The following is a 12685-nucleotide window of genomic DNA, read 5'->3' as shown; positions in this document are numbered from 1 at the left end:
TATGGTCTCTTTTATCAACTAAAAATCAATATTTATTATATGAGAAATTAAAACATATATGGGGGTAGATTATGACTCAAGCGTTGCCTAAATTACTCAGCTTCAATGAATTTATCGAATGGTATCCCAATGACGGTAAACGCTATGAATTGCACAAAGGAGTAATTATTGAAATGCCACCCCCAAGTGGTTCGCATGAGAAAGTTGTAGGATTTATAGCCCATAAGCTAACTGTCGAGTTTGATCGCCTGAATCTTCCCTACACTATACCCAAAACTGCATTAATCCAAACTCCTTCTGCCGAATCCGCTTATTCGCCTGATGTGTTGCTGCTAAATCTTGATAATCTTGACAATGAACCGCTTTTTCAAAAACAGTCAACAGTAAGCCAAGCAGCATCAGTTCCAATAGTTATAGAAGTTGTTTCAACCAATTGGCGAGATGATTACTACAATAAGCTTAGAGATTATGAAGAAATGGGAATTCCTGAATATTGGATTGTTGATTATGCTGCATTGGGCGCAAGAAAGTTTATCGGCAATCCTAAACAAGCTACTAGTTTTGTATGCGAATTAGTTGATGATGAATATCAAATGACAGCGTTTTAAGATAACACCGCGATTTCATCACCTACCTTTCCACAATTAAATTTAACTGCACAGCAAATTTTTAATGCGGCTAACTAATTTTTTATAACTCAATACGGTTCAGTTTTTGAGTTTTTGAGACGCGATAAATCGCCGTCTCTACAAGTGTTTTGGTCTTATCTGAACTGTATTGTTTTATAACTATCTTCCCAATTTATTAGGAATACCTTCACAACCACCAGGAATAGTAGCTCTAGTTTTTTCACCACCCCAAGCGCAACAGTAGCAACGCACAGACTCAGACATTCGTTGCACATTGCTGAAATCGGCATTTTCCACCACAGCGCCAGTTTGTTCGCCGGTTTCATAATCTGGTGGTTCAGTGCGACTGCGGGGTGATGCTTTATCTACTACACCGTAGAATAGACGAATCCCGTTGATGTCAGCACCATTGAGATTAGCACCGTATAGAATTGTGCGGGAGAGGTTGGCTTTCACTAGATCGCAATCGGCTAGGTTAGCGCGGACAAGATTAGCTTCGCTGAGGTCAGTCCAACGTAAATCAGTGCCAGAAAGGTCTGCTGCGGCTAGCATTACGCCCAAATCGATGACACGCAAACCTTCGAGGCGGTCTTCTGCATATCCGCCAGTCCCATCGAGAATGGCTCGACCTAATAAGCGATCGCGTTTTAAGGGCGACAATAACTTAGAACGCGAGAGAAAACGGAGAATTTTCGCTTTTCCACTACCATCGACACTACTTAAAATCGCCGCCGTGCGTCCTTCAGCGATCGCTCTTTCTTGAGGCCAATCTTCTAATAGCCCTTCTTCATCTAATACCAAATCTGAAACGCCTTGAAAATAGGAATCAATCGTCTGTTGCTGGGTGATAATATTTTGCTGAACTGTGAGGAGGTTCTGCTGAATTGTCAAGTCTTTGGAAATGACATATTGCCGCCAAGCTACATAAACGGCAATGATAGCGATGAGAATTTGTCCCAAAGCGCCAAACCATTCTGCTAGGCTACCAGCAATATCCCAGTTAATTTTGCGTCCTAAAGCAAGTAAGCGATCGCTCACACCTGTGAACCGGATCAAGCCGATGATGGCTACTATTAATCCCAAAAAGGCCACAAACAAGGTGCGTTCTTGGGGTGAAAACCACTCATCTAAAACTATTTGTAACCAAGGCAATAATATCGCTAGGGATAACAGCAAACTCATCAGCGTTCCGATAATGCCGACGATCCAGTTATTAAGGATAATTCCAATGAAGGTGATGGCGATCGCTATTAAAGTAATTAGCAATGCCCTTGGCTTAACTGTGAATTGCTTGGTAGTAGGTTGCTTGAAATCAGAACGGGCTTGTTGTAAAGCAATTGTATGTTGCGGAGATTGCAAAGACCCAATCGCCGCTAGTACATCTGAGGTTAGGTTTTTCTCAGTTGAACTACCGTCAAAGTCATCTGGTTGCAAATCGTTTTCGGGGATTGGTTCTGGGGTTGGTAGATTAGAGGAATTGGATTCAATTGTCATGTTTTCTATTTTGCCCCAGCAGATTCAGTTCAACATCTGTTTTATCAGAAATTCCACTAAACCAAAAACCTGTATTTTAGGCAACTTAGAAACGGGCGTTGCTGATTCCATGTATGAAAATGATTTTGCATAATACCAAAATCGTTGTAGAGACGGGGAAAAGGTTAAAGGGTAAAGGTTAAAGATTTTTTATTTCCCATTTCCCCTTCCCCTTTTCCCCTTAACCAACAAGTATTGAGGATAGCTTAATTTTTGCGAGTCAATGCAACAAAGATGCAGGTCGATATAACAAAGACGCAAGTCAATGCAACAAAGATGCAGGTCGATATAACAAAGACGCAAGTCAATGCAACAAAGATGCAGGTCGATGCAACAAAGATGTAGGTCGATGCAACAAAGATGTAGGTCGATGCAACAAAGATGTAGGTCGATGCAACAAAGACGCAGGTTGTCTCGTTAAGTTTGGTCTACAGTTTGAATTGTCAGCATTTGAGGGGGCGTAGCATCAGGTGGGTAGAGAAAATCCACTTGTACAAGTCGCTGCTGTCCAGCGGATATTTTTAATTGAGCAAGCGGTTCTCCCATCTGTCCCCGTTGTTGAACTAAATGCCAGTATTGGGTTCTGGGTAAACCATTATCGTCATTGTAGCGAATACGAACTGTGCCTCGGAAAAACACAGATGCTTGAGGTGGTGAAAAAAAGCGAAGCCCTGGTTTACTTAATTCATCTTCTTTGATAGGCGTTTGGAAAAGCACCTTTATAGTTTGCGGCTTATCCGTATTGTTGATTAATGGTAGAGAGATGTTGTATTCAATGCCGTAGTTGCCGTGAGCTTCGTAAGCAGTACCAGGATAACGCGCCACTAATTTAGCAGTTTGGTTTTGTCCAGTACCCATTTTGCCTGCCAGAAGGGTACTTAAACCGTAGGAAAAAGCTTGTCCTGATTCGGGAATTGTCAGGTATGAACTATTCGAGTCGGTAACTTGTACTTGCCAACGAGAACCAACAGCTACCCCCGCTACCCGTCCGTAAATTTCTGCTGCTCCTTCAAGGTGATTGGGAGGACTGGGAGCAGGTTCACGGGGCCCTGCAAAATCACCATTTTCTAACAAATTCTCCCATTCTTCTAAAGTGGGCGCTCGTTCACTACCATCGGTATTGGGTTTGGCAAACATCGCTAGGTTCGCCAGATAAACTGGACGATCGCTATACAAACGTAACAAAGTAGAACGTCCATTCAATGGCGGGGTCAAAGAACGCACTGGAATGGGATGATTCATTAACATCCGGCTTTGTTTTGGTGGAATTAGCAACTGGGCTGGCCATCCTGACTGTCGTCTGACTCGTAGCATATCATTCATAACGCGATCGCCTGGCCCTGCAAAAATATTTCCCGAATTATTTGATTGCATGGCGGGAAGTTTGATAAAAGGAGCATCAGGTTGACTAAGATAACTAGCTGCTTGCAATATATTGACAGTTGCAGGGCGATCGCTGGGATTATAAACAATCACCCCCAAATAAAGAGTCCGCAAATCATTTGGAGTCTCAATCGCTCTAGCAATGTGGTGAGAAAATAAATCAAACCGTCCCTGAAATGGAAAGTTCAGGTGGGCGCTAGGCACTTTTTTGCCTTGAGGAGGAAATGTAGACAGCAGAATTCCTTCACTCTGAACTACTTCTGGGTTATTACTGTTAAATACTGGTACTTCGTCGAGATGTCCTGTTAAAGGTCTTGTTTGTTGGGGAATAAAGATTTCCTGTGGTGTAGGTGCAGGAGAAGGCGATGCTTGAGCCAAAAACAAATAGGAAATAAAATTAAGCATTTATTCAAAAAGCAATTTATCGCTGAAGTTAAGAATACAGCATACCTAATCTATACCTTCGAGGTGAATAAGTATTCCTGCCAACCACAAATGAGGCAATACTCTGTGGGTACTCCGTTGGAGAACTCGTAGAGTAGCCGCTTCTCTACGAGAGGCTCTACGCGAATTCGTCTACATGAATTGCCCCCACAACATGGGTCTATTTACTATCCAATGATAAAAACATATATTATGGGGTGGGCATCTTGCCCGCCTAAATTAATTAGCGTGCAGGATGTCCACCCCACAAAATTGAGTAATTTATTTGTTAGAATTCCCAGTCTTTTGCCCTCAATTAAGGTGCAAGGGCATTACCCCGAATTAGACTACCAATAGTTTTGGCAGTAATCTTCAATTGGGTGATGGGATTAGCTGGGACAACCGTCTTATACAAATAGCTATCGAATGTTAGCCGTTGTACATCGAGGTCATCACACATTTCCACAAACGCCTCGCGGGTAGCGTCGGAGCGATAGAATACAGTTTGCAGAATGTCCAGCACCTTGTAAGTGAGTCCGTATCTCTTATCCCAACGCTTCAGGTAAACCTTAAGGTCGCCTTCTGTAGGAATCCGGCTACCACTATTAGATGCTTCTACAATGGTTTCGGCACACATCCGCCCAGATTTAGCGGCAAAATAAATACCTTCACCAGAGGATTTGGTAACATAACCGGCAGCATCTCCTACCAAAGCGATGCGACCAACGACACGACGGGGACGGGGATGTTCGGGAATGGGGTGGGCTTCAACTTTGATGATTTTACCGCCTGCTAATTTTTCGGAAGCACGGGCGCGGATACCAGCTTGTAACTGTTTGATGCTGGCCTTATTGATTTGCATCGTGCCAGTACCGACAGCTACGTGGTCATATTTGGGGAAAACCCAAGCGTAGAAATCGGTCGAAACGTCATCACCGACATACATTTCGGCGAGGTCGTTGTAGTAGGCCATTTTGTCTTCGGGTAAGCGAATTCGCTCTTGGAAAGCGATCGCATAATTGTAATCCCCAGCGTCCATTTCTTTAGCAACGCGAGAATTAGCCCCATCCGCCCCAATGATTAAATCCACCTTCAGAGTTTTAGCAATACCCTGTGATATGCCTTCTGCATGGTCAACGTAATGAATGGTATAGGGATCGGTATTGTTTCCTGGTATATCAAGTTTATGAACAGTGGCATTAATTAAATTTGCACCTAGTTTGGCCGCGCGATCGCGCAAAAAGCCATCTAGCACTTCCCGGCGGCACATTCCTATATATTCATCTTCATTTATCAGATTGATATCAACCTCCCGATTAGAAGGCGAAATCATTTTCATCTTCCGTACTCGGCGATCGATAATCTCTGGTGGTAAGTCAAATTCACTCACCATACAGAGGGGAATTGCACCCCCACAAGGCTTTGCATTATCCAGCTTTCGCTCAAACAGGTAGGTTTCAATCCCAGAGGCTGCCAGTGTTTCTGCGGCAGATGAACCAGCAGGGCCTGACCCAATAACAGCAACCCGTAGTGTCAAAGGTCTTTCTCCCAAATCTTCACATTTACCGAGAGCATACTATCACGGTCTTTCTGGTGATTTGGCGGTTTACCGTCAGGTTTCTGCACAAATGCAATATTCCTTAATGTTTCGATACGAAGTGGGGATTGGGAATTGGAAATTGGGAAGAATATTACCTAGTCCCCAATCCCCAATCCCCAGCCGCCAATCCCCAGTCCCCAGTCCCCAGTCCCAAAATATGCAGATTTCCTTATTTGATTCTCTTACTAGACAAATTAGTGCCGCCGCAATTAGCGGATATCAAAAGCATATTTCCCCACACAAAGGTTTTGCTTGTGCCCACAGAATACTATATGGCGGCGAATCTTGCTCTGCGTACTTTAAGCGGGTAATTGCTCAAGAAGGTTTGAAAGTAGCATTTGTCCATTCTCGTGAACGATTTCAAGCTTGCAAGGAAGCTAACCATATTTTGCGTAAACGTGCAGTTGCTTGCCGCTATATATCTATGCAAATCGAGAATTCAGAAGAATCTCCAGAGGAGGCAGAAACGCAGCAACGACAAAAAGCATCTGGTAAAGTTGGTCAAAACCCCTCATTTATTACCAGCAATAATACTGAATGTTTTGATTGTACTGATTTGGGCTGCAATTGTGCCGAGATGGTTAGCATAATTCCTGATTGTGGTTCCCCCGATTGTGGTTCCCCCGATTGTAGTGGCATGGATTGTGGTTCTCTAGATTGTAGTGGTGTTGATTGTAGCTGCCTCGACTGCGGCAGTTGCGGTAGCTAAATCTTGTTCATCTATAAATAACTATGTATGGTATATGTAAGACACAGTAATCCTACCAAGGATCTGTAGATTTAGTTGCAGAGGTATAGCAGCAGTGGGCATAGTAGTTGAGAACGTCTCCAAACAATTCGGGAGTTTCAAGGCAGTTGATGAGGTTAGCCTGGAAATTAAGAGTGGTTCGCTGGTTGCGTTACTCGGGCCATCGGGATCGGGTAAATCTACGCTATTACGGTTAATTTCAGGTTTAGAAATGCCAGATAGCGGCAAAATCCTGCTTACTGGTAAAGACGCTACATACCAAAGCGTACAGCAGCGCAATATTGGCTTTGTATTTCAGCATTATGCCTTATTTAAGCATTTGACTGTCAGACAGAATATTGCTTTTGGTTTAGAAATTCGGAAGGCACAGCCAAAGAAGATTAAGGGAAAGGTAGAACAGTTACTAGAGTTGGTGCAATTGAGTGGATTAGGCGATCGCTATCCATCACAACTTTCTGGTGGTCAAAGACAACGGGTAGCTTTAGCAAGGGCTTTGGCAGTAGAACCGGAAGTTTTATTGCTAGATGAACCCTTTGGCGCACTCGATGCTAAAGTCCGCAAAGATTTACGGGCATGGTTACGCCGCCTCCATGATGAGGTTCATGTTACCACGGTTTTCGTCACCCACGACCAAGAGGAAGCAATGGAAGTTTCCGATGAGGTTGTGGTGATGAATAAAGGGCGCGTGGAACAGGTGGGGACACCAGCAGAAATTTACGATAATCCTGCCACCGCGTTTGTAATGAGCTTCATTGGCCCAGTAAATGTGTTACCCAGCACCTCGAAGATTTTTCAAAGTAGCGGGTTTGATGCACCACACCCACAAGTGTTTTTGCGTCCGCAAGATGTGATTTTAGAAAAGGTTGCCAACGGTGCTACTACGGCTGCCACAGTAAGCCGATTGATACATTTGGGTTGGGAAATTCAGGTAGAATTAACTTTTGATGATGGGCAAGTGGTGATGGCGCATTTAACACGCGATCGCTTTAATGATTTAGAGTTAGAACCGAAACAGCGTGTCTATGTGAAACCAAAGGATGCGAAATCCTTCCCAGTGTCTTATTCAATTTAGACTTTTGCCATCCCAATAGTAAAAACTCCTAGTTAATCGCTGTATAATTCAGCTATTTGCTAGGAGTTTTAATTTTACGTTAACTAGAGGGGGCATCATTTTATAATACTGAAATCGTTTCTAATTAGGATGTTATAAAAGTTATATTTTTGGCTAAGGCATAATTACAGATAATATTAAGTATACCAGAACTAACCAACTGCAAACCCTGTATATTGTCTTACCAATGGTTCATGAAATGCTAAAACAATATCTTCTTTTGGAATTCCTAAATTAACTAATTCATTAGCAATGCCAATCTCAGTTCCATCATGCTGTATCCAAATTTTGTTGTTTTTAATATCGAGATGTAACACGCACCCATACATTGGATGGCGATTTTTCCAACCTGTATAAACAACCTGATAATGATCCCGTTCTGTGTCAAAAACTAGTTCTGTTTCCACTTCATTATCCGATGGACTATCTTTAGCGTATTCAGTTAATAAATGTTTGATATGTGTACGATATCGTTCTATCTTTTCCATTCTAAAATCACCTCATTATTAGGGTCATAATTTGCGTAAAAAATACTATACTTCCTCAAAAGCAGCCGGATAAACAACCTTTCCTTGATACTTTTTTTCATAGCTTTGCAGTACTTTAACCATGAATACATCCTCTGGTACTGGAAAAGGAGAAGTGATTTCATAATTAACAGAAGCCTGAAAGCCAAAGCGATTATAGAAGTGGGGATGACCAAGTACAATAACTACAGCTTCTTTCTTTACATCTGCTATTTCCAACCCTGCTTGTACAAGTTTGCTGCCAATACCCTGTCTTTGAAATTGTGGATGAACTGCTAAAGGTGCTAGACCAAGTACCTGTAGTGTTTCTTGACCCACTAAATCAATGTAGCTGAATAAAATATGACCAACTACAGCATTTTCAACCTCTGCAACCAGAGAAAGTTCTGGAATGTAGCGATCAGAACAGCGAATTTTCTCTACAAGTTTAGCCTCATTTTCCTGCCCAAAAGCTAATGTATTCACCTCAGCTATTACTGTGTAGTCGGGCAGAGTTTCACAACGAATATCGATCATTTTAAAACCAATTACTTGAAGAATTCAGAAATCAGAATTACTTATAACTTAATCTGTGCTAATTAAAACTCAATATTGAGATCCTACCCAAGGGTGAGTGACATTATACATCATAAATTTATGTTGCAAATAGTACTCCCTATAGCTAGCGTAAAGTGGACAATTTGACAATCTTTAATACTAAAACTACTTGGCGTATAGTCATAATCTGTCCGCACGCAACCAGAACGCAAGACACTTAATATATGGTTCGAGAGCTAGAAAAAAAACGCCAGAGTGCAAAGTTTCCCGAAACTGCACCGGCTGCAAATCCCGTATTTTTTAGAACCTATAGCCGCCGCACAAAGGCAGGACTAAGGGAAACATGGGATGAGGTATGCGATCGCACTCTCCTTGGTTTAGTCGAGTTAGGAAAGCTCACTCAAGAAGAAGCTGCCATACTCGATAAGATGCAGCGCAGCTTGAAAGCTATGCCCAGTGGACGCTGGTTATGGGTTGGTGGCACTGACTGGATAACCAAACCCAAGAACTTTTCCGGCGCTTATAATTGCACCTCTACCAATCTCCAAGACTGGAGTGCCTTCGGATTAATGATGGATTTGGCAATGATGGGCTGTGGTACTGGAGCCGTTCTAGAACCACAATTTATTAACCAGTTGCCCCCCATTCGTAATCAACTGAATGTCACTGTAAAAGGTGAAATTGGCAGTACTCCTGTGCAACAGCGACGTGAATATACTCAAACTCATATAGAAGGCAATAACGTCACTATTCACGTGGGAGATAGCCGTGAAGGTTGGGTTGAATCATATCAAACCCTATTAGAACTTTCCACTGACGAACAATTCTCAGCAGAAATTGAAGTATTAGTTGATATCAGCGATGTTAGAAAAGCGGGAGAAACTCTCAACGGCTTTGGAGGAGTTGCTAATCCTGTAAAATTGCCTGTACTGTATCAAGGATGTGCATCTATTCTCAATAAAGCTTTAGGACGACAATTAAATTCAGTTGAATGCTGTCTATTAATAGATCAGGCTGCTGTAACAATTGTTGCAGGCAATATACGTAGAAGTGCGGGGATGCGTCAGTTTATTGCTGACGATCAACAAGGAGCCACTGCCAAAGATAACTTATGGCAGCAAGATGAAAATGGCAACTGGCGAATTGATCCAGAGCGTGATGCACTGAGGATGGCAAACCATACCAGAGTTTTTCATCGCAAACCAACCTTAGAAGAATGTCTGAATGCTGTCCGCAAACAATATTATAGTGGCGAGGGAGCGATTCAATGGGCTGGTGAAGCCGTGGCGCGATCAAATATTGATTTGCTGCCAACACAAGCTTTGAAAGTTGAGTTTTTACAAGCTTATGAACAAGGAACAGCAAAAGAGTGGTTAGAAGAACGCTATTCAAATCTTGATGCTAATGAGTTAGAACATCGTTTAGCTCGCTATGGGCTAAATCCGTGTGGTAAGTGATTTTGCCTCACGTTAAAAACCTCGCAAAAACGGGGAAAGCTGAGATGCTAATCCCGTGGTAATCAAAGAAATTAAAAAGTCTTTGACACCGTACAGCGTAGAGAGTGAAACTAGATGACATCAGAAATTTGTGTCTAGAATATAATCTTTCCAAGAGTGCGGGGGTGGATGTGAAAAACACTTTTATTATCTAAAGTCACATCTGCAAAAGGTACGCGGAGCTACTGCAAATAATCAAGCAGTAGAACTAGGGGATAAAAAGCCTCTAGGGTAACAAAGAAAGGAAATCATTGGTACTAATTTCCACTGCAATTTGTCTGAGGTTCACCTTAATCAAATCGATCCACGTAACTACAAAGAACAAGAAGAAGCTTTCACTGCTGGGGCGTTATCTGTAGCAGCACTTTTAAATCACAAATTCCTGGAACCACGCTATCAATACAGCCGTGAATTAGATCCGATTGTGGGAGTTTCTTTTACGGGTTTATTTGATTTCTTTGTCCATGCTTTTGGTGTTGATTGGCTGCGCTGGTGGGAAGCAGGAAGACCTGCAACTCCACAAGGATTAGCTTTCAAGCGTGAGGAAGAAAAATATCTCAGTTCTTGGAAAGATATTGTACATCGCGTGGTTTGGGATTATTGCGATCGCCACAATCTCAAACGTCCAAATCGCTGTACCACCGTCCAACCCAGTGGTACTAAAGCTTTGTTAACTAATGCTAGCTCAGGCTGGCATCCCCCCAAAGCTCAAAGATTTATTCGCCGCATCACTTTCGGCAAAAATGACCCAGTAGCCTTAGCTTGTATTGACTACGGTTACAATGTCATTCCCTCTCAATCAGATAAAGATGAACAGGGTAATTTGCTCAACGATCCTTTTGATCCACGGGTGAGTGAGTGGTTAGTAGAAATTCCGGTTTCTGTATCTTGGGCAGATTTACCAGGGGCTGATGAAATTGATGTTTCTAAGTTTTCAGTTTTAGCCCAATTTGATTTTGTCCTCCAGGTTCAACGCTGGTATGTGACTCATAACACCTCAGCTACTTTGGAACTTCGTTCTGATGAAATCGAACCTTTGGGACAAAAAATCTATGAAACTATTCAGAGCGATCGCGGGTATATTTCAGCAGCCCTTCTAGCTCGTTTTGATGACTTGCAATCATTCCCACGTTTGCCATTTGAACCAATAGATAAACCAACCTACGATCGCTTGAATCAAGAAGTGAAAGTACGGCGGAAGACAGATGATTTCTGTGCAGTCTTAAGCCGTTACGATTTAGGCGAAATGTCCGAAGCTGGCCCTAGTGGTTGTGATTCTGATAAATGTATGTTTCCCGATCAGCAACCAAGCTCATAAGAAATAATTCGTAATTCGTAATTCGTAATTCGTAATTATGTTGGCTAGATGAGAAAGTAAGCCCGCGTAGATAGCGTCATTACGAATTATGATTACATCAAATTATGAAGAGCGTTATTTATCTATTAGAATAAACAGCAGTGGTTTCACATAATATTTAACCACTGCTTTTTTATATGAACTCTGAACGATGAGAACCCCGACTTCTCTAAGAAGTCGGGGTTCTAAGCCTTAATTACGTCGCTCTATTTAAGACAATGAAAGCTTACGAAATTCAAAGTAACGCTGGGATTGATGCGATCGCATTAGTTGATCGCGCTGAACCAAAACCAACTGCGGGACAAGTTCTCATTCAAGTTAAAGCAACATCCCTAAATTACCGCGATTTGCTCGTTGCTGAGGGTGCTTACGGCGCTGGACAGAAATATCCCTTAATTCCCCTATCTGACGGTGCGGGGGAAGTTGTGGCGATAGGGGAAGGTGTTATACGGGTGAAAATAGGCGATCGCGTTGCTGGTATTTTCTTCCAAGACTGGATTTATGGCTCTTTAAATAAAGAGAAGATGAAATCCGATCGCGGAGGCGGTATCGATGGAATGCTGGCTGAGTATGTCGTATTACACCAAGATGGTTTGGTAATATTACCTGATTATTTATCCTATATTGAAGGGGCGACTTTACCCTGTGCAGCAGTCACAGTTTGGCACGGATTGGTGACAAAAGGTAATATTGGTGCAGGTGATAATGTTTTATTACTCGGTACTGGCGGAGTTTCAATTTTTGCTCTCCAGTTTGCCAAGATACATGGTGCTAGAGTGATTATTACTTCTAGCAGTGACGAGAAATTGGCACGAGCAAAACAGCTTGGTGCTGATGATATAATCAACTACAAAACAACACCAGATTGGGAAAAGCAAGTTTACCAATTGACAAATCGCACAGGTGTAGATCATGTAATTGAAGTAGGCGGTGCAGGAACTCTGCCAAAATCATTACAAGCAGTCCGCATTGGGGGACGGATTAGTTTGATTGGCGTACTATCAGGTAGAGGAAGTGAAATTGACCCGATGCCAATACTTTTTAAGAGTTTAACAGTTCAGGGCATTTATGTTGGCAGTCGGGAAATGTTTGAGGCGATGAATCAGGCGATGCAACAACATCAAATAAAACCAATTATCGATCGGGTTTTTCCTTTTGCTGAGGCACAAGAAGCTTATCATTATCTCAAAAGTGCGGCTCACTTTGGGAAAGTCGTAATTAGTAATTCGTAATTCGTAATTTTAAAGAGTTTAATCAATACTGTTCGGTTAAGGCAAGAGACGCGATGAATCGCCGTCTCTACAATAATCAGTCTTTTGTAGAGACGGCGATTTATCGCGT

At 42.3% G+C, this 12685-nt stretch carries 8 protein-coding genes and 3 pseudogenes; 6 read left to right on the top strand and 5 right to left on the bottom strand.

The genetic code is table 11. The features are described 5' to 3' along the window. The first annotated feature begins 71 nt into the window (after positions 1-71). A pseudogene (locus RMZ41_RS14305) lies at positions 72-686 on the top strand (Uma2 family endonuclease). 102 nt (positions 687-788) lie between these two features. Here RMZ41_RS14305 and RMZ41_RS14300 read toward each other — a convergent pair. The 3 genes from RMZ41_RS14300 to chlP all read right to left on the bottom strand — a co-directional run bounded on the left by RMZ41_RS14300 (position 789) and on the right by chlP (position 5505). Further along, positions 789-2123, bottom strand: coding sequence for a pentapeptide repeat-containing protein (locus RMZ41_RS14300; protein WP_322642908.1), 1335 nt, complete (start codon positions 2121-2123; stop codon positions 789-791). A 456-nt stretch (positions 2124-2579) separates the two neighbouring features. Next, complete coding sequence (locus RMZ41_RS14295) at positions 2580-3950, bottom strand: DUF3370 domain-containing protein (RefSeq protein WP_322642907.1); 1371 nt, start codon at positions 3948-3950, stop codon at positions 2580-2582. A 334-nt stretch (positions 3951-4284) separates the two neighbouring features. Next, positions 4285-5505: a geranylgeranyl reductase gene (gene chlP / locus RMZ41_RS14290; protein ID WP_322642906.1), complete on the bottom strand. Its 1221-nt coding sequence runs from the start codon at positions 5503-5505 to the stop codon at positions 4285-4287. A gap of 106 nt (positions 5506-5611) precedes the next feature. On the opposite strand from chlP, the gene yidD reads away from it, so the two are divergent. Then, a complete protein-coding gene (gene yidD / locus RMZ41_RS14285) occupies positions 5612-6277 on the top strand; it encodes a membrane protein insertion efficiency factor YidD (RefSeq protein ID WP_409875326.1) in 666 nt (221 codons plus the stop codon). Positions 6278-6371: 94 nt separating this feature from the next. Next, the gene (locus RMZ41_RS14280; RefSeq protein WP_322642905.1) at positions 6372-7388 is read left to right on the top strand and encodes a sulfate/molybdate ABC transporter ATP-binding protein; all 1017 of its coding nucleotides are present in this window, start codon (positions 6372-6374) and stop codon (positions 7386-7388) included. Between the two features lie 191 nt (positions 7389-7579). Here RMZ41_RS14280 and RMZ41_RS14275 read toward each other — a convergent pair whose 3' ends face one another. Beyond that, complete coding sequence (locus RMZ41_RS14275; RefSeq protein ID WP_322642904.1) at positions 7580-7915, bottom strand: XisI protein; 336 nt, start codon at positions 7913-7915, stop codon at positions 7580-7582. 45 nt (positions 7916-7960) lie between these two features. Further along, positions 7961-8470, bottom strand: coding sequence for an N-acetyltransferase (locus RMZ41_RS14270; protein ID WP_322642903.1), 510 nt, complete (start codon positions 8468-8470; stop codon positions 7961-7963). A gap of 245 nt (positions 8471-8715) precedes the next feature. Between RMZ41_RS14270 and nrdJ (RMZ41_RS14265) the strand changes: the two are divergent. The 3 genes and pseudogenes from nrdJ (RMZ41_RS14265) to RMZ41_RS14255 form a co-directional block, all read left to right on the top strand. Next, positions 8716-9945 (top strand): annotated as a pseudogene (nrdJ, locus tag RMZ41_RS14265) (ribonucleoside-triphosphate reductase, adenosylcobalamin-dependent); the annotation flags it as partial. Between the two features lie 286 nt (positions 9946-10231). Beyond that, positions 10232-11305 (top strand): annotated as a pseudogene (nrdJ, locus tag RMZ41_RS14260) (ribonucleoside-triphosphate reductase, adenosylcobalamin-dependent); the annotation flags it as partial. 257 nt (positions 11306-11562) lie between these two features. After that, on the top strand, positions 11563-12576 hold the full coding sequence (locus RMZ41_RS14255) for an NAD(P)-dependent alcohol dehydrogenase (protein WP_322642902.1): 1014 nt from the start codon (positions 11563-11565) through the stop codon (positions 12574-12576). Positions 12577-12685: the final 109 nt, after the last annotated feature.

This window comes from Nostoc sp. DedVER02 (assembly GCF_034530675.2).
GTDB lineage: Bacteria > Cyanobacteriota > Cyanobacteriia > Cyanobacteriales > Nostocaceae > Nostoc.
This window is presented reverse-complemented; position numbering and strand designations above follow the sequence as displayed.